General features: G+C 60.7%; 17 protein-coding genes. 13 read left to right on the top strand and 4 right to left on the bottom strand.

What is annotated here, in order from left to right; all coding sequences use genetic code 11:
• Positions 1–24 precede the first annotated feature (24 nt).
• Both BLR13_RS10090 and BLR13_RS10085 read right to left on the bottom strand, forming a co-directional pair.
• A complete protein-coding gene (locus tag BLR13_RS10090; protein ID WP_074824897.1) occupies positions 25–1,008 on the bottom strand; it encodes a zinc-dependent alcohol dehydrogenase family protein in 984 nt (327 codons plus the stop codon).
• Between the two features lie 1,044 nt (positions 1,009–2,052).
• Positions 2,053–2,373 (bottom strand): hypothetical protein, encoded by a 321-nt coding sequence (locus BLR13_RS10085; RefSeq protein WP_074824900.1) that lies wholly within the window; start codon positions 2,371–2,373, stop codon positions 2,053–2,055.
• A gap of 335 nt (positions 2,374–2,708) precedes the next feature.
• On the opposite strand from BLR13_RS10085, the gene BLR13_RS10080 reads away from it, so the two are divergent.
• The 5 genes from BLR13_RS10080 (at position 2,709) to BLR13_RS40035 (ending at position 6,841) form a co-directional block, all read left to right on the top strand.
• Complete coding sequence (locus BLR13_RS10080) at positions 2,709–3,026, top strand: DUF485 domain-containing protein (protein ID WP_074824902.1); 318 nt, start codon at positions 2,709–2,711, stop codon at positions 3,024–3,026.
• The gene (gene actP / locus BLR13_RS10075; protein ID WP_074824905.1) at positions 3,023–4,711 is read left to right on the top strand and encodes a cation/acetate symporter ActP; all 1,689 of its coding nucleotides are present in this window, start codon (positions 3,023–3,025) and stop codon (positions 4,709–4,711) included. The genes BLR13_RS10080 and actP overlap by 4 nt, the downstream gene beginning before the upstream one ends.
• A 68-nt stretch (positions 4,712–4,779) precedes the next feature.
• Positions 4,780–5,319 (top strand): DUF302 domain-containing protein, encoded by a 540-nt coding sequence (locus BLR13_RS10070; RefSeq protein ID WP_074824907.1) that lies wholly within the window; start codon positions 4,780–4,782, stop codon positions 5,317–5,319.
• A gap of 4 nt (positions 5,320–5,323) precedes the next feature.
• Positions 5,324–6,649, top strand: coding sequence for a fumarylacetoacetase (gene fahA, locus BLR13_RS10065; protein WP_074824911.1), 1,326 nt, complete (start codon positions 5,324–5,326; stop codon positions 6,647–6,649).
• 39 nt (positions 6,650–6,688) lie between these two features.
• Positions 6,689–6,841 carry a hypothetical protein gene (locus tag BLR13_RS40035; protein WP_154070844.1) on the top strand — a complete coding sequence of 51 codons (153 nt, stop codon included), beginning with the start codon at positions 6,689–6,691 and terminating at the stop codon, positions 6,839–6,841.
• On the opposite strand, the gene BLR13_RS10060 is transcribed toward BLR13_RS40035, so the two are convergent.
• A complete protein-coding gene (locus tag BLR13_RS10060) occupies positions 6,838–7,890 on the bottom strand; it encodes an AraC family transcriptional regulator (protein WP_074831696.1) in 1,053 nt (350 codons plus the stop codon). The genes BLR13_RS40035 and BLR13_RS10060 overlap by 4 nt on opposite strands.
• Positions 7,891–8,123: 233 nt before the next feature.
• On the opposite strand from BLR13_RS10060, the gene BLR13_RS10055 reads away from it, so the two are divergent.
• On the top strand, positions 8,124–8,891 hold the full coding sequence (locus BLR13_RS10055) for an enoyl-CoA hydratase/isomerase family protein (protein WP_074824914.1): 768 nt from the start codon (positions 8,124–8,126) through the stop codon (positions 8,889–8,891).
• A 2-nt stretch (positions 8,892–8,893) separates the two neighbouring features.
• Positions 8,894–10,105, top strand: a complete 1,212-nt coding sequence (locus tag BLR13_RS10050) for a CaiB/BaiF CoA transferase family protein (RefSeq protein WP_074824917.1) — start codon at positions 8,894–8,896, stop codon at positions 10,103–10,105.
• Positions 10,106–10,518: 413 nt separating this feature from the next.
• Here the strand turns inward: BLR13_RS10050 and BLR13_RS10045 are convergent, their stop codons facing one another.
• Positions 10,519–10,680, bottom strand: coding sequence for a hypothetical protein (locus tag BLR13_RS10045; RefSeq protein ID WP_433994261.1), 162 nt, complete (start codon positions 10,678–10,680; stop codon positions 10,519–10,521).
• Positions 10,681–10,936: 256 nt separating this feature from the next.
• Here BLR13_RS10045 and BLR13_RS10040 point away from each other — a divergent pair, with 256 nt between their 5' ends.
• From BLR13_RS10040 to BLR13_RS10015, 6 genes are all read left to right on the top strand, one after another.
• A complete protein-coding gene (locus tag BLR13_RS10040) occupies positions 10,937–11,605 on the top strand; it encodes an HAD family hydrolase (protein ID WP_074824919.1) in 669 nt (222 codons plus the stop codon).
• Entirely contained in the window at positions 11,605–12,558 is a 954-nt protein-coding gene (locus tag BLR13_RS10035) for a sugar-binding transcriptional regulator (protein ID WP_074824922.1), read from the top strand. The genes BLR13_RS10040 and BLR13_RS10035 overlap by 1 nt, the downstream gene beginning before the upstream one ends.
• A 177-nt stretch (positions 12,559–12,735) precedes the next feature.
• Positions 12,736–14,049 (top strand): ABC transporter substrate-binding protein, encoded by a 1,314-nt coding sequence (locus tag BLR13_RS10030; protein WP_074824924.1) that lies wholly within the window; start codon positions 12,736–12,738, stop codon positions 14,047–14,049.
• A 78-nt stretch (positions 14,050–14,127) separates the two neighbouring features.
• On the top strand, positions 14,128–15,000 hold the full coding sequence (locus BLR13_RS10025) for a carbohydrate ABC transporter permease (protein ID WP_074824927.1): 873 nt from the start codon (positions 14,128–14,130) through the stop codon (positions 14,998–15,000).
• 3 nt (positions 15,001–15,003) lie between these two features.
• Positions 15,004–15,834 (top strand): carbohydrate ABC transporter permease, encoded by an 831-nt coding sequence (locus BLR13_RS10020; RefSeq protein ID WP_074824931.1) that lies wholly within the window; start codon positions 15,004–15,006, stop codon positions 15,832–15,834.
• A gap of 15 nt (positions 15,835–15,849) precedes the next feature.
• Complete coding sequence (locus BLR13_RS10015) at positions 15,850–16,854, top strand: ABC transporter ATP-binding protein (protein WP_074824933.1); 1,005 nt, start codon at positions 15,850–15,852, stop codon at positions 16,852–16,854.
• Positions 16,855–16,891: the final 37 nt, after the last annotated feature.

The following is a 16,891-nucleotide window of genomic DNA, read 5'->3' as shown; positions in this document are numbered from 1 at the left end:
CCCGGACCTGGCGGACATCATTTGTCAAACGGTAACGACCACTTTTCCGAACTGGGCTCCGGCTTCGATATAGCGATGGGCGGCAACGATCTCATCGAGCGGAAAAGGTTTTGCGATGATCGGCCGCAACTCGCCAGACGCGAACCCTTCGCCGATGAACTTTTTGGGCGCCGCAAGCTTTTCGTCGCGGGCGACCGTGGTCGGGAGACCGAATCCTCGGACCGTCAAATCCTTCCACAAGACCTGTGCGAGCGGCAGCGGGGTAGCCTCGGGACTGAGTCGACCGTACACGATCAGCAAACCCCCGATCGCCGTCGCCTCGGTAAGTTTCTCGAAGGTTGGCCCACCCACTGCGTCGAACACCACATTTGCGCCCTTGCCAACGGTCAAGCGGGCCACTTCCGCAACGAGGTCCTGCTCCTCGGTGGCAATTATTTGGGCGGCTCCCGCCTCGAATAGTGCCGCCGCCTTCGCGGAGGTCCGGGTCAGGGCAACCGGGGTCGCGCCCACCTTGCGTGCGATTTGGATCGCGGCAAGACCGGTGCTGCTCGATGCCGCCGTTATCAATACCGTCCGACCCGCTGAGAGGCGGGCGATGTCGATCAGCCCGGTCCAGGCAGTAGCGAACGCCATCCAAGTCGCCGCCGCGTCCTGCCAACTCTGATTGTGCGGTATTTTGACAAGCGTCCTGGCCGGAGCCAGGGCAACCTCACCATAGTAGCCACGAGCGATCTCACCTGGGATGACTGCCACCCTGTCGCCGACCGCAAGACCGTCCACATCCGATCCCAATGCTTCGATTGCGCCCGCCGCCTCTAAGCCAAGTTGCGCGGGTAGAGTTGCCTTGGTTGCGGCTCTGCCGGACCGGGTCAGAACCTCGCTCCGATTCAGGCCGATAGCTTTTATCCGCAAGCGGACTTCCTTTGGGCTGGGATCGGGCACGACCACATCTTCGATCTTGAGGACCTCCGGACCGCCGAACTCGTGAAATCGAACGCTGCGTGACACGGGTGCTCTCCCTCGATTGACAACCAAGTAGATCGCTCCTCCCGGTAGCGGGAAACGCCATTTTTGCCACCTTCTAGGACAGAGGAGCGGACGCCATTTTAATGCAGTTGAAATTATTGAAGTTATTCGGGTCGTTTGAGCCCGGCGACCTTTTACACGAGCTCCGGTCGAGACCACGAGCAGGTGCCTGAACGTCGGCCAAAGTCGGTCGCCAAATTCAGGTGGATGTCGCAGCCGTGCTCCGAGCGCGAGGCCTAGCGCTCGGATCGCCGTAGAAGCAAAGGCCACATAGGTGTCCCAACCTGAGGCGGGGGTGTAACCCTTTGCCCGCGCCTTCTTGAATATTCCGAGATCGTTTGGTTCGGGTCCTTCTTGATCTCTTCATAAAACAGCGTGGCGATCTCGCTCGTTCATCGAGCTCGGTGTGTCGAGCGAGGTGCTGTCGATCGCAAAAGGCAGCTTCCAGCAAGCGTGAATCCTCGCTGGGGCCTACGCCGTAGGCTGTCCGTCGTCGATTCTTGATCAAGTCCCCGCGAAAAGCCGGACCCTTATGCAGCAGCCGTCTGCATAAGGGTCCGGCCTGACTGTTTGTTGTGCGGATATTCTCCGTCGAAGGCTGCCACCCATCTGTGCTTCGAAGGGCGCAACGGACCTACCCGAGCACTGTGAGGTTCGAACGACTACTTCTTTTTCTTCTTGGCTGCCTTCTTCGCTTTCTTGGCCATGTTGCCCTCCGTGATCCCATGCAAATCGCCAATCGATATGCATTGCTTCAAGGTATACTATAATTTCAAAATTTGTACTGTGTGCTTGGAAAAGCGTAAACGACCGTTACGCCGTCGCGACTTGCGATCGGACGGAGCTCTCGCGTGGATACTCCGCGGCTTTGCTGGATCGAGGACAAATGCAAGCAGTTGAGCCACGTCGAGCGCGATCGTCGACGAACCCAGGTATGGGTTGGTTTCACTGTTACAGGTCTCGTCTCCGACCGCATGAGAACCTCTTCCCACGCAACTGACGCGGCCTCACGGATTGCGGAAAGGCCTAGGAAAGCCCTTCCGATAGAGCCCGCCTGCGGCTGAAGGTTGGGTCCGTCGAAAAAGGCGAATGGAAGATCAGGCCGGATAGATTCCGCACCGCCTTAAACGCATCCAGCAACGCTTCGGACCAGGCCGCCATCGCTTGTGTCTTCTGCGGAATCCGCTGCGCAAGGACGTAGTACTGTTTGGTGGTGGGCGCGAGCCTCTGGAGGTCGTCCAGCCTGTCGCCCGGGAAGGCGTGGTTGATCATAAGCGAGGCGGTGCCGGCGGGAAGTTCGGTGTGGTTGAGGAGGAAGTCTCCCATGACCGTGCGGATGGTGTGCATGCTGAAATGCGGAATATTGCGCGAGTCTAGCCGGTGTAAATTACACACCTTTAGGCAATCAGGTTTCCTTAAGCAAACCGATGCACAACATCGGCCTCGTCCGTCGTTTCAGTTTTCAACGAATCGGCGCGCCCTGTGGCATGAAATGACCTGTACTTTGGCACCAAAGAACCTTGTGAGCCGTGCCTGAACATCTGATGTTCGACCTTGGTGAAACGAGCGTCTGAGGGGCCGGCAAAGCCTCCCTCAAGTTCTGCATTGGCATCATCTACCGCGGCAGGGCTGACGTAGAGGAGCGAGGTAGGGGCAAGACCCGGTACCCGCAGGAGGACCACATGCTGCAGCTCACGCCGAACCGCGCACACGAAATCATCACAGATCCGAGGTTCCGGAATCTCGCTTCGGCGCGGGCCAAACTCCGCTGGAGCCTTTCGATCGTGACGCTGATCATGTTCTTCGGCTTCATCGCGCTGATCTCGACCGCGAAGAGTGCGCTTGGTGCGGCCGTTGCCGGGAGCGCCATCCCGCTCGGGCTTCTTTTGGCGGTGTCCATGATCGTTGCGGTCGTCCTCCTGACGGGATTTTACGTATACCGGTCCAATTCACGCTTCGATGAGCTTGCGCGCGTCCTCAACCGGGAGTTCGGCCAATGAGACTTTTATTGGTTGCACAGTTCGTGGCGTTTCCAATGGTGGCGTCCGCGGAGGCGGCTTCTGCGACGTCCGGTCGCGGTTCGGATTGGATCGCCATCGGCATGTTCATGGCGATTGTCGTCGCCACTCTCATCATTACCTATCGCTCGGCAGGCAGCACGAAATCGAGAGCGGATTTCTATACCGCTGGACACGCGATCACGCCGCTGCAGAACGGCCTCGCGATCGCCGGAGATTTTCTTTCGGCAGCTGCGTTTCTCGGGATTTCGGCGCTGGTCTATGCCAACGGCTTTGACGGGTTTCTCTATGCGCTCGGCTTTCTCACTGGCTGGCCGATCGTTCTATTCCTGATGTCGGAGCGCCTGCGCAATTTGGGCAGTTACACATTCGCCGATGCCGCGGCCTTCCGGCTCGACCGGACGCCGATCAGGCTGGTCGCCGCGATCGGAAGCCTCGTCGTCGTGCTGTTCTATCTGGTCGCGCAGATGATTGGCGCAGGCAAGGTCATCGAGCTCTTGTTCGGGGTCAACTATCTGATCGCTGTGACCAGCGTTGGCGTCCTGATGATTCTTTACGTCACGGTCGGCGGCATGCAGGCGACGACGTGGGTGCAGATCACCAAGGCGGCGTTGCTGTTGTGCGGTGGAACACTATTGGCCTTCGTTGTGCTCTGGCGCTTCGATTTCCGCTTCGCGGAGCTGTTTTCTGCGGCCAGCCGCATTCACCCAAAGGGTGCGGCGATCCTCTCGCCCGGAGGACTCTTCGCTGAGCCGATCTCGGCCATCTCGCTCGGCCTTGCACTGGTGTTCGGAACGGCGGGCCTTCCGCACATCCTGATGCGCTTCTTTACCGTGAAGGATGCCGCGGCTGCGCGCAAATCGGTTTTCTATGCGACGAGCTGCGTTGCCTACTTCTGTCTGATCATTCCGATACTGGGATTCGGCGCCGTGCCGATCTTGATGTCCGACCCAAGCTATTTCCATGTCGATGCTTCGGGGCAGTTCAACAAAATCACCGATCTGATTGGCGGGCCGAACATGGCGTCGATCCATCTTGCGCATGCGGTCGGCGGGCCGGTCCTGCTCGGCTTCATTTCGGCTGTCGCCTTTGCGACAATCCTGGCGGTCGTCGCCGGGTTGACGCTCGCCGGTTGCTCCGCGATCGGCCACGACATCTACGGCCAGGTGATCGCCAAGGGGCGGGGATCGGACGCACGCGAGGTCTGGGTCTCGAAGGTAGCTGCCGTCTGCATCGGTATCGTCGCGGTACTGCTGGCCTATTCCTTCGAAAACCAGAACGTGGCGTTCATGGCGGGGCTGGCGCTGTCGGTGGCTGCCAGTTGTAACTTTCCGGTGCTCGCAATGGCCATTTTCTGGCGCGGCACCACCACGCGCGGCGCCGTGACCGGTGCGCTGGCCGGGCTGTTTTGCTCTGTCATCCTTGTCGTAATCAGCAAGACGGTGTGGGTCGCGGTCTTCGGTTTCAAGTCAGCGCTATTCCCCTATGAAAATCCCGCGCTGTTCTCGATGCCGCTCGCGTTCCTTTTCATCTGGCTGTTCTCGGTCACGGATCGCAGCGCGCGCGCCGCCCGCGAACGCCAGGCGTTCGACGCGCAGTTCGTCCAGTCCGAGATCGGAATAACGCTCGCGGCGGAGGGCAGGACATTGGCGGAGGCGACGCCATGAGTAACGAAAGGAAGACGATGACAAGACAGATTCAATGGCTTCGGTATTTGGTGCTTGGAGGAATTCTCATGGCGCTTGCTTCAACCAATGGCTCTTCGGGCGTTTCGGCAAATGAAGGCATCGAGGTAACTTCCGCGCCGCTCGCCGTCGAACATATCGTCATCAAAACCATGAAGCCGTATCCGGAGGTCAAGGCGCGGATTGAGAAGCTCGGCCGCTTCGATGAAGCGATGCGCGCCATGCTGACAAAGAATGACATCGAAGGGCTACGTGCAGCCGCGGAGCGCATTGCGGGATCGGATGGCCTGGCGATCCACTACGTGGCGCTGCATGGCGATCTCCTCGCACTCAGGGGCGAGCGGCGTCCGCTGATCGCCTATTACATCGGCAACATTTTGTCGGCGTCCGAGATGACCAAGGTCAATCCGGCTGCGGGCCTCTATGCGCCGCTGCGGGTGGTGGTTTATGCCAACGAAAAGGGCGGCACAACCATGGAATATGACCGGCCGACCTCGATGTTCGGGCAGTTCAAAAGCGCTGACATCGATGCAGTGGCGCAATCGCTCGATGACCGGCTTCTCACCTTCCTGAAGAAAGCCGGCACGTAAGACCATGACCCATATGCTTAACGAAACTCACAATGCGGCGCGCCGCAGCTTTGTTGAAACCGCCAACGATCCGGATACGGATTTTCCGATCCAGAACCTGCCGCTCGGCGTATTCAGCACCAAAGCCGATCCGAACCCACGCATCGGCATGGCGATCGGCGATCTGGTGTTCGATCTGAAAAGGGCAAGCGGCGCAGACGCGAGTTTCACGCGACCCGTCACGGAAGCCCTGCGGGAAGCATCTCTCAATCGTCTGTTTTCTCTCGGGCAAGTCGCGTTACGCGATCTGCGCCGGACGGCCGCCGACATGCTCGATCAGGGAAGCAGCGGCAATCAGGTCCGGCGGCACGCGTCAGGACTCCTCCTCCCCATCGACGAGTGCACGTTTCATCTTCCCACCGGGGTGGCGAATTACACGGACTTTTATGCCGGCATTTATCATGCGCGCGCGGCCGGCGCGCTGCTGACGCCAGAAAATCCGCTGCCGCAAAATTATAAATGGGTACCCATTGCCTATCACGGGCGGGCATCGTCGGTGCAGGTCGGACGGGGTCCGGTGCGACGGCCGCTCGGCCAGCGTCCGCCGGCCGCGGCCGGGGAAGACCCGAGTTTCGGACCGTGTGAACGTCTCGATTTCGAACTTGAAATGGGTTTTTACCTCGGCGGCGGCAACCGGCTTGGCAAGCCGATCCCCATCGCGCAAGCGTCGCAGGAAATCGTCGGCTTCTCGCTGTTGAACGATTGGTCGGCGCGCGACTTCCAGCGCTGGGAAATGTTTCCGCTCGGTCCTTTTCTGAGCAAAAGTTTTGCGACATCGGTCTCGCCCTGGGTGGTTGCCGCGGATGCGCTGGCGCCTTTCCGCGTTCCGGTCTTGCAACGGCCTGGGGGTGATCCGCGCCCGCTTCCCTATCTGTTCGATGAAGCGGACCAGGCAGAAGGGGGGATCGATGTCCATCTTCAGGTCGATTTGTCGACCGCGCAGATGCGCAGCGCGCACGAACCCGCCGTCGAAATTCTGACGTCGAACGCAAAATATCTCTATTGGACACCCGCGCAGATGGTCGCCCATCACACCATCAACGGCTGCAACCTGCAGCCGGGCGATCTGATCGGCACCGGCACCATTTCCGGACCCACGCGCGCCGAATTCAGCAGCATGCTGGAGTTGACTACCGCCGGGGAGAGGCCGGTCGTCCTTCCGAACCGGGAGCAGCGCAGCTTTCTGCGGGATGACGACGAAGTGACATTCCGCGGCCGATGCAGCCGGCGGGGTTTTGTCCCCATTGGCTTTGGATCATGCGTCGGCAGGATCGCGGCTGCCGAGATCTAAACAGGTGAAGATGGTTCAATCGTTGTTGAGGAGCTGCCGATGAGCTGCCAAGGTTCGCTTATCTACGCGCATCTCGCGCTTCCAGAGCTCGATCCGGATGAGATTCGCGATGGACAGATTGTGACGCTTTTGGTCGCACTGTCAGCTTTGCTGGTGACGCGGCTGCTGCTGTGGGCAACGATGTTGCTCTAGCCGCTGCGCTCCGGGTGACGGAAATCGGAAGGTGAGCGGCTCGTCCATTTCTTGAATGCCTTTCGAAAGCTGGTCGCGTCGGCGAAACCGATGCGTTCGGCGATCATATCTATCCCCATATGAGTATTCTCAAGAAGTTCGGTCGCCAGCGATCGGCGCATGCCGTCGACGATGGTTTGATAGGAAAGTCCCTCCTGCGCCAATCGTCTGTGGAAGGTGCGCAAGGAAAGGCCGAGTTCAGATGCGATTCTGACCGCAGCCGGAAACCGGTTCGGGCTGTTGAGACATGCGGCACGAACCCTGCGGACCAGCTCGGATTCGCCGGGACCTTCCGTCAACACCACATCGCAGACCTGTTGGCAAATTTCTGCTGTGATCGGATTGGCGTTCGGGCAGGGCATGTCGAGCACCTTGGCATCGAAGTGCCACTCCATGCGATCGGCGCCGAAGTCGATGGGGCAGTTGAACATCCGCTCGTAATTGCGCCAATGCGGCGGTGCCGGGAAGGGAAACACCATCCGCTTGCTCGGGAAAGGTGATTCCAGCACACGGCTGAACAGCGCGGTCATCGAGCTGCGCCAGAATTCAGCCGCGAACGGCAGGAGGTCGCCAAGGGTGTCGAGGCCATGGCTGCGCAGGATGGCAGTCTTTCCCTCAATTCTAAAACTGATCTGGCGGACCGCGGGGCCCGCCATGGTGACATGATCGAGCGAGAATAAAAGCGAATCGCCGAACGTCCGGCTGGAAATCAGCGCGTACCCATAAATACCGTAGTCGCTGATGCGTTGCCGAGCGCCGGCCAAGAGCGCGATATCTGATCGCTTGGCGAGCCGCTTGGCGTTGCGATAGATCGCGAGCCGCTGCCGATGCGAGATGCGTGCGCGGGCGTCTTCGAGCTGCGCCGCATCGACACCGGTCCGCGCGAAGAGGTCGCGGACTGAAATTCCTTCCGCCGCAAGCTCGGCAGCGAGCGCGCCGAGGCCGACGAGGTTCTGCGTCGGCGCGTCGGGGTCGCCTGAGATGGGCGTGACCAGCTTGATCGGCTTCATGGCTCCTCCCTGCTGCATGGCACAAATTGACGTGCCCCGATCGGCTGTTTTCGCCGGTTTGGCAGCTTTTGACATTATAATTGGCATGGCCTGACGTTGTCACGCGTCATATGACGATAGACATTCCAAATGTCGAATTGACTGAAAGCCGATAAGGCGACGGCAAAGCGTTTGTGGCCCGGAAGGAAGCCGATAGAGGCGGACCGGCGGCTATCGACGAAGGGAGTGATAGGATGACAACCGTTACGCATGAAATCGACGGCAAGGTCGGCGTCGTCACGCTCGCAAAGCCCCCGCACAATCTGCTGGATGACCAGTTGATCAACGAGCTCATCGACGCCTATCAGGCGGTGGTCGCGGGTGGTTGCCGCGCGATCCTGCTGCGGAGCGGAATGCGACACTTTTGCGCTGGCGCCGAGATGGCGTCATGGGGGACTGGCACAAAAATTCACACCAGCCAGCAGCAGTTCGAAGCGATGCTGAAGAGCCTCGAGGACGTGCCGGTGCCGACGTTGGCCGCCATCAACGGCGGGGCACTGGGCGGCGGTCTCGAGATCGCGCTCACCTGCGATATGATCGTCGCTGCCGACACCGCGTTCCTGGGGCAGGTTGAGGTGGCGGTCGGCCTTCTGCCGCTGCTCGGCGGCACACAGCGCCTCGCGCAGCGGGCAGGCGTCGCGCGGGCCAAGGAAATCGCGATGCTCGGGCGCCGTCATACGCCCGAGGCGTTCGAACGCTGGGGCATCATCAATCAGGTGGTGCCGGAATCCGAACTCGGCTCGGTGTCGATGACCTGGGCACGGCAACTCGCCGCGGGCCCCACGCAGGTTATCAAGGGCATCAAGCTGCAGGCCAATCTCGAGGCCCGTGGCGGCATCGCGAACGCGGATGCGCGGCAAGTCGAGATCAACGACATGATCTGGCAAGCAAAGGACCGGCAGCGCGGGGCTGACGCCTTCTTTACGTCCGGTCCCGCGACCGCGATCTTCCAGGGAGATTGATCATGTCCGGCGCTCCCCTTGAAGGACTTCGCGTGGTCGATTTCACCCGCGTTCTGGCAGGCCCCCATTGTACGAAGGCGTTGCGCGATCTTGGCGCCCAGGTGACCAAGATCGAGCCGCCGGCCGGCGATCTCGGGCGTTTCGGCTTGCCTTACGTCAACGGCATGGGCCTTTATTACGTGCAGCAGAACGCCGGAAAGAGGAATCTCAGTCTCAATCTGAACTTTGCGGAAGCGCGCGAGATCGTCCGGCAGCTTTGCAGCTCAGCCGATATCATCGTCGAAAATTTTAGGCCGGGAACGCTGGCGCGCTTCGGCTTTGGCTATGAAGACGTCAAGGCGTTTAATCCGGGGATCATCTATGTTTCCCTGAGTGGATTTGGACAATCGACCTCCTGGCGGAATCGTCCGGCCTTTGCGCCGACCGTGCAGGCCGAAACCGGACTGACCGCCATCGTGCAGGATCATTTCGGCGAGGCGTTATCGGAGCCGCGCGGTGACTCCAGCAGCCATGCGGACGTCTACACCGGATTGCAGGGCATCATTGCCGTGCTCGCAGCCCTGCACCACCGCAATCGCACCGGCGAGGGCCAGCACGTCGACGTCTCGATGGCTGCCACGATGCTGTCGGTGAACGAGCGCGCTGGCGCAATGCTGTCCGAAATCGACACCGACGGCGAGCCGATCGCGCTGTCGGCCAACGAATCCCATATTTTCGAGATGGCGGACGGCACCCGGCTGACGATCGCCTCAAGCCCGATCTATTCGCCGATGTTCACGCGCTACTGCGCGATGATGCGGCGGAGTGACCTGCTTTCCGATCCACGCTATGCGACGGCCCGGCTGCGCCGGGAAAATCTGGCCTCACTGCTGGCCGAAGTCCGCGCATGGCTGGCGACGTTCAACACGTTTGAGCAGTTGCAGGCTCAAGTCAGCGAAGCAGGGCTCGCGGTTGGCCGCATTCGAACCCTCGGTGAATTCGCCAAGTCCGATTGGGTCAGGGAGTGGAACGCGATCGTCGAAGTCGACGATCGGGGCGGGGGCTCGGTGCGGATGCCGGGCAACCCCTGGATATTCAGCCGGTCGGAGCTGCCCTGTCCCGGCTCGCCAGCTTACCAGGGCGAACACAATGGGGATATCCTGAAGGAGCTACAGGTCTCTGAGGACAAGATCCGGGATCTGGAAAAGCGAAGCATCACCTTGAGCCGGCGGTAGATAAGGGTGTTCGTCGGGCGCAGGTTCGAAATCCGCTTGCCCAAAACCCTTGGCGCAGGCGTTCAATACACCAGGCCCGCCATCTCAAACGGCCAGAATCAGCGAATGTCGGTATCGGTGGTTGCGAGTTCCCGATTTGAACCTACCATTCGACAAGCTTCCGCGGCTTTAGGCGGACGATCGGAGGAAATATCGCAGATTTGCGTCGTGTGGGGAAAAGCGGTAGCGGTCTCTCGCTACCAAATTTCTGCGATTTTGCCCGTATTCCGTCGATCTTCTGCGATCCCTCGCGCCCAATGGTAGCGCCTCGTTTTGAGCTCGATGACGAATCCGTTGACCGCAGGTCCCATCACGAGCTTCAACTCTTTGTCGCAATAGCAATAGCCGCGCCCGCAAATCGACTGAAGAAACAGTCACGATAACGGGCCTGTGCTCTTTGTATCGTTGGCGTCCAGCAGGCCGGGTGTGCCGACTGGTCTTGGACCGAAGATCGCCCGTCCGACGCTCACCACGGTCGCACCTTCCTCAACCGCGATATCGAAATCGTCCGTCATGCCCATGGATAGGCCTGTCATCTGTGGGTGATCGTCGCGGAGAGGTCCCGCAAGGAGCGGAGAAGAGGTGGCCTGTGATCGTCCAGCGATTGCGCCATCGCATTAAAAGCACGGCAGGGGGCTGGGCCTGGGTGGTGTCGTCGCAATTGATGCGAGGGGTGCTCAAGTGTGCTCCGCCGGGACCTTCCCGATCCCTCGGCCGGCACAATTTAGCTGCACAAATTGAGTTATTGCTCATACTATGAGTATATGCTCCGAAAGAAGCCGGGAAAGACTTATGATGACCGATCCCGATCTCATCATTTTCGACTGCGATGGCGTGCTAATCGACAGCGAGGTACTGAGCTGTCGCTGCCTTTCGGAAGTCTTGGCGGGGTACGGCGTCCAGCTTGGCGTGGATCAGGCCCTCGATCTGTTTCTTGGACGAAGCGTGACAGCGGTTTTCGAACATTATGAGGCGTTGGGACACTCGATCCCGGAGCGGTTCGCGGCCGAACTGAGGGCAGGGGTTCGCGCGGCATTTCTTTCGTCGCTTTGCCCGATTGCAGGCGTGAGTTCGGTACTGGAGGATTTGCGAATCCCGCACTGTATCGCCTCGTCCAGCGATCTTGATCGGGTGTCCTTCTCGCTTTCCCTGACTGGTCTGGCGCCGCATTTCGGCACGCGGCTCTATACCTCGCAGATGGTGAAGCGCGGCAAGCCCGCGCCCGATCTCTTCCTTTACGCGGCCGAGAGGATGCAGGTAGATCCGCATCGCACCCTCGTGATCGAGGACAGCGTTAGCGGCGTAAAGGCGGGCAAGGCGGCCGGCATGACCGTTTGGGGGTTCGTCGGCGGCAGCCACTATCAATCGCGTGACGGCAAGGCCATTCTGCGCGAAGCGGGAGCCGATCGCGTGTTCGAACGCATGGCGGATTTCTGGCGGACGGATCGGCAAGGGGAATGATGGCAACATCCGATAACGAGAAGTCACGCCTGGACGAAGCCGCGCGGGCCGGCTGGCTCTATTTCATTGCCGGTCACACCCAGGATGAAATTGCCAAGATGCTGCAGGTTTCGCGCGCCTCGGCGCAGCGCCTCGTTTCGCTGTGCCTTGCCGAGCGCTTGATCACCTTTCGCCTCGAGCATCCGATCGCGGCATGCATGGAGTTGGCGGCGCGTCTGAAAGACCTGTTTCATCTGGCCTATTGCGAGGTCGTCCCGACCGATCCCGCCGCGCCGCTGTCGGCCGCTGGAATTGCCGAGCGGGCCGCCAACATCCTGGAATCGACGTTGCGGACCGAGAAGCCGACGATCGTGGCGCTTGGCACCGGGAGAGCGGTGCGGGCTGCCGTCGAGCGCGTGTCCCCGATCGATTGTCCGAACCACCAGATCGTGTCGCTGGTCGGAAACATTTCGGCCGACGGCTCGGCCAGCTTCTTCGATACCGTCGGTCGTCTCGCCGATCGGACCAGGGCGCGCCACTATCCGATGCCGTTGCCGTTTCTGATGTCGTCCGAGCGCGAGCGCGACCAGATGCTCAAGATAGATCCGATCGCCAAAGTGAGAGCGGTCGCCGCCAAGGCCGACCTGCGGCTTGTCGGGGTCGGGCAGATGGATCGGCAGGCGCAAGTCCATGTTGACGGTTTTGTCTCGCGCGAAGAGCTGCTCGAGATGATGCGGCTGGGCGCCGTTGGCGAACTGACCGGCTGGGCATTCGACGAGGCAGGGCACCTCATCAAAGGCGGGACCAACCTTCGCCTCACCAGTATTCCACCGCGGGTACCTGCCGAGGCCCTCACCATTGGGGCGGCGGTCGGTCGTGCCAAGGTTTCGGCCATCAGGGCGGCGCTCAAGGGGCGGTTGCTGAACGGGCTGATCACCGACGAGGCGACCGCAGGCGCGATTCTCAAGGCGTAGCGAACGGATCGGCCGCGCTAGCCCGATCGGGTGCGCGCAAAACCCTTCGAACCATCCCCCTAAGCCAGCGGGTGTGCCCGCGGAATTGCGATTCCGATCCTTGACAACCCATGGACTCAGTGTGAACATAAATGCAAGGCGTGGGCATATGCTCAACGTCAGATAAGGGAGGTCATCGTGAAACACGTCCTCAGCGCCCTCCTGGGCGCGGCTACCTTGTTAGGCGCAGCCCCTTCCGTCGCACAGACAACCCTGACCATCGCCACCGTGAACAACCCCGACATGATCCGGATGCAGGCGTTGACCAGCGACTTCACTGCCAAAAACCCCGACATCACCGTGAAATGGGTGACGTTCGAAGAGAACGTCCTGCGCCAGCGCGTCACCACCGACATCGCGACCAAAGGTGGACAGTTCGACGTGCTGACCATCGGTACCTATGAAGTTCCGATCTGGGCCAAGAAGAACTGGCTCATTCCGCTCGACAATCTCGGACCTGACTACGACGCCGCGGACCTCCTTCCGAAGATTCGCGATGCCGTGTCGGTATCGGGCAAGCTATTTGCCGCGCCGTTCTACGGCGAGAGTTCGATGGTCATGTATCGCACCGACCTGTTCCAGAAGGCCGGCCTGACCATGCCGGAAAAACCGACCTGGGATTTCGTGATCGATGCGGCGAACAAGCTTACCGACAAGTCCGGCGGCGTCTACGGTATCTGCCTGCGAGGCAAGGCGGGCTGGGGCGAGAACATGGCGCTCCTGACCGCGATGTCCAATTCGTTCGGCGCGCGCTGGTTCGACGAGAAATGGCAGCCGCAATTCGACAAGCCGGAATGGAAAAAGACGCTCTCGACCTATGTCGACCTCATGAAGGCTGCAGGTCCTCCCGGCGCAAGCTCGAATGGCTTCAATGAAAACCTGGCGCTGTTCAATTCCGGCAAATGCGCGATGTGGATCGACGCCACGGTGGCGGCCTCCTTCGTCACCAACCCGAGGGATTCCAGGGTGGCCGACAAGGTCGGCTTCGCGCTCGCGCCGAATGCGGGGCTCGGCAAGAACGCCAACTGGCTGTGGGCATGGAATCTCGCTATCCCGGCGGGCTCGAAGAAGACCGCCGCTGCGGAGAAGTTCATCGCCTGGGCGACTAGCAAGGACTACACCAAGCTCGTCGCCTCGAAGGAGGGATGGGCCAACGTCCCGCCCGGCACGCGAACCTCGCTCTACCAGAATCCGGAGTATCTGAAGGTCGCGCCGTTCGCCAAGCTGACGCTGGCATCGATCGACGCCGCCGATCCGAACAAGCCGAGTGTGCAGCCGGTACCGTATGTCGGCGTGCAATACGCGGCGATTCCGGAATTCCAGGGCATCGGCACCACCGTCGGCCAGCAATTCTCGGCGGCGTTGGCCGGTTCGTCGACGGTGGATGCGGCGCTCGCCGCCGCGCAAACGGCCACCGAACGCGAAATGAAACGCGCCGGCTATATCAAATAGCGCGCCCGCGCCAATCTGGGCTGCCGGCCGGACACGGACGGCAGCCACATCTCCCTTCAAGAGACAGCAGGAGGCGTGATGGCGACGCAGCAAACCCAGATCCTCGGAAGGGCCCTGCTGACGCCGGCCGTCGCATTGCTGTTCATCTGGATGATCGTCCCGCTGGCGATGACGATCTATTTTTCGACGCTGCACTACAGCCTGCTCGATTCGGAAACCTGGAGCTTCGTCGGGCTGGAGAATTTTCGATACTTTCTCACCGACCCCGCTTTTCTGACCGCGCTGCAGAACACCCTGGTGCTGGTCGGTTCCGTGCTCGCGATCACCATCCTGCTCGGCACGCCGCTGGCGCTGCTGCTCGATCAGCAGGTGGTCGGGCGCAGCATCGTCCGCCTGATGGTGATCGCGCCGTTCTTCGTGATGCCGACCGTCAGCGCGCTGGTCTGGAAGAACCTGTTGATGCATCCGGTGTCGGGGCTGTTCGCGTGGATCGCGACGATTGTGGGCGCAACCCCGATCGACTGGTTCAACGATGCGCCGTTGCTCGCGGTGATCCTGATCGTGGCCTGGCAATGGCTGCCGTTTGCGACCCTCATCCTGTTGACTGCGCTGCAGTCGCAGGACGAGGAGCAAAAGGAAGCGGCCGAGATGGACGGGGCCAGCGCCCTGTCGACCTTCATCTATCTCACCTTGCCGCATCTCGCGCGGCCGATCACCGTAGTCATCCTGATCGAAACCATATTCCTGCTGACGGTGTTCGCCGAGATCTTCGTCACGACCGGCGGCGGCCCCGGCCTGGCGACCACCAATATCGCATTCCTGATCTACTCGCAGGCGCTGGTCCAGTACGATGTCGGCAACGCCTCGGCCGGCGGACTGGTCGCGGTCGTGATCGCCAATATCGTGGCCTTCTTCCTGGTGCGGATCGTCGGGCGGAATCTGGAGGCGTAAGCGATGGCACGCAAGGTGACAGCGAGACGCGTATGGGTGTCCACGGCTCTCGCGTGGTTGTTCGGATTTCTGATTTTCCTGCCCATCCTGTGGATGGTGCTGACGAGCTTCAAGACCGAACTGGAGGCATTCTCAATGCCGCCAAAATTCCTGTTCTTTCACTGGACCACGGAGAACTACACGACAGTGCAGGAGCGCAGTGACTACGTTCATCATGCGCTCAATTCGATCATTGTCGCCGGTGGGTCGACGCTGATCGCGATGCTTATCGCCGTTCCGGCGGCGTGGTCGATGGCTTTCGCACCGACCAAGCGCACCAAGGATGTCCTGCTCTGGATGCTTTCGACCAAGATGATGCCGTCGGTCGGCGTGCTGGTGCCGATCTATCTGATCTTCCGGGATTTCGGGCTGCTCGATACCCGCGGCGGTCTCGTCATGATCCTGTGCCTCGGCAATCTGCCAATCGTGATCTGGATGCTCTTCACCTATTTCAAGGAAATTCCCAAGGATATCCTTGAGGCCGCGCGGATGGATGGCGCGACGATCGGACGCGAACTCATTTACGTGCTGACGCCGATGGCGATTCCAGGTCTCGCCTCGACGCTCCTCCTGAATTTCATTCTGGCGTGGAACGAGGCGTTCTGGACGTTGAACCTTTCGACCCTGGACGCAGCGCCGCTCACGGTATTCATCGCGTCTTATTCAAGTCCAGAGGGCCTGTTCTGGGCGAAGCTGTCGGCGGCGTCGACGCTCGCCATTGCGCCGATCATCGTTCTCGGATGGTTCACTCAGCGGCAACTCGTTCGCGGACTGACCTTCGGCGCGGTCAAATAGCAAAGGACAGAGATCATGGGCCAGATCACGCTCCAGGGAGTCCGCAAGTCGTTCGGGCCGGTCAACATCATCAAGGATGCCAACCTGGATATCGAGAACGGCTCCTTTGTGGTCTTCGTCGGCCCGTCCGGCTGCGGCAAGACGACGCTGCTGCGTCTGATCGCCGGACTTGAGGACGTCACCGGCGGACAGATCCTGATCGACGGCAAGAACGTGGTCGATGTGCCGCCGGCCAAGCGCGGCCTGTCGATGGTGTTCCAGTCCTATGCGCTCTACCCGCATATGAGCGTCCGCGGCAATATCGCGTTCGGCCTGAAGATGGCGGGGCTGCCGCGACCCGAGATCGACCGCAAGGTGGAGGCCGCCGCCGCCACGCTCAATCTGACACCCTATCTGGAGCGCAAACCGCGCGACCTCTCCGGCGGTCAGCGCCAGCGCGTCGCGATCGGACGCGCCATCGTGCGCGAGCCGAAGGCATTTCTGTTCGACGAGCCCTTGTCGAATCTCGACGCCGCACTCCGCGTCCAGATGCGCATGGAGGTGACAAAACTGCAGAAGCAACTCGGGACCACCGCCGTCTACGTCACCCACGACCAGGTCGAGGCCATGACCATGGCCGACAAGATCGTCGTACTCAACGCAGGCAACATCGAACAATACGGCTCGCCGCTGGAATTGTACGAGCGGCCAGCAAACCTGTTTGTCGCCGGCTTCATTGGTTCGCCGAAGATGAATTTCGTCTCCGGCGAAGCTGTCGGCGAACCGGCCGTCGCCACGCTCGGCGTCAGGCCCGAGCATCTGAAAATCGGCAAGGAGGGGGAAGGCTGGCCCGGGACCGTGTCGGTCGCCGAGCATCTGGGCAGCGATACCTTTCTCTATGTCGATGCCGGCAAGCTCGGCCTTCTGACGGCGCGCTGCATCGGAGAATTCAACCTGAAAGCCGGCGATCGCGTGTGGCTTTCGCCCGATCCGGTCCGGCTGCACCGTTTCGACAAGGATGGTGCGGTGATCAGGACATGAGCGAAATCGCGCGCGTCGCCGCGATAGACAAACAGGA

This window comes from Bradyrhizobium ottawaense (assembly GCF_900099825.1).
GTDB lineage: Bacteria > Pseudomonadota > Alphaproteobacteria > Rhizobiales > Xanthobacteraceae > Bradyrhizobium > Bradyrhizobium ottawaense_A.
The sequence above is the reverse complement of the archived record's forward strand: the minus strand, read 5'-3'. Positions and strand labels throughout refer to the sequence as shown.

Bases quoted from the DNA above. Each gene is read 5' to 3' on its own strand.
- BLR13_RS10060 (WP_074831696.1), bottom strand. From the start codon at position 7,890: ATGAAGCCGATCAAGCTGGTCACGCCCATCTCAGGCGACCCCGACGCG.
- BLR13_RS10035 (WP_074824922.1), top strand. From the start codon at position 11,605: ATGGCAACATCCGATAACGAGAAGTCACGCCTGGACGAAGCCGCGCGG.
- BLR13_RS10085 (WP_074824900.1), bottom strand. From the start codon at position 2,373: ATGCACACCATCCGCACGGTCATGGGAGACTTCCTCCTCAACCACACC.
- BLR13_RS40035 (WP_154070844.1), top strand. From the start codon at position 6,689: ATGAGCTGCCAAGGTTCGCTTATCTACGCGCATCTCGCGCTTCCAGAG.
- BLR13_RS10050 (WP_074824917.1), top strand. From the start codon at position 8,894: ATGTCCGGCGCTCCCCTTGAAGGACTTCGCGTGGTCGATTTCACCCGC.
- fahA (WP_074824911.1), top strand. From the start codon at position 5,324: ATGACCCATATGCTTAACGAAACTCACAATGCGGCGCGCCGCAGCTTT.
- BLR13_RS10020 (WP_074824931.1), top strand. From the start codon at position 15,004: ATGGCACGCAAGGTGACAGCGAGACGCGTATGGGTGTCCACGGCTCTC.
- BLR13_RS10080 (WP_074824902.1), top strand. From the start codon at position 2,709: ATGCTGCAGCTCACGCCGAACCGCGCACACGAAATCATCACAGATCCG.
- BLR13_RS10025 (WP_074824927.1), top strand. From the start codon at position 14,128: ATGGCGACGCAGCAAACCCAGATCCTCGGAAGGGCCCTGCTGACGCCG.
- BLR13_RS10055 (WP_074824914.1), top strand. From the start codon at position 8,124: ATGACAACCGTTACGCATGAAATCGACGGCAAGGTCGGCGTCGTCACG.
- BLR13_RS10040 (WP_074824919.1), top strand. From the start codon at position 10,937: ATGATGACCGATCCCGATCTCATCATTTTCGACTGCGATGGCGTGCTA.
- BLR13_RS10070 (WP_074824907.1), top strand. From the start codon at position 4,780: ATGGCGCTTGCTTCAACCAATGGCTCTTCGGGCGTTTCGGCAAATGAA.
- actP (WP_074824905.1), top strand. From the start codon at position 3,023: ATGAGACTTTTATTGGTTGCACAGTTCGTGGCGTTTCCAATGGTGGCG.
- BLR13_RS10045 (WP_433994261.1), bottom strand. From the start codon at position 10,680: ATGACAGGCCTATCCATGGGCATGACGGACGATTTCGATATCGCGGTT.
- BLR13_RS10015 (WP_074824933.1), top strand. From the start codon at position 15,850: ATGGGCCAGATCACGCTCCAGGGAGTCCGCAAGTCGTTCGGGCCGGTC.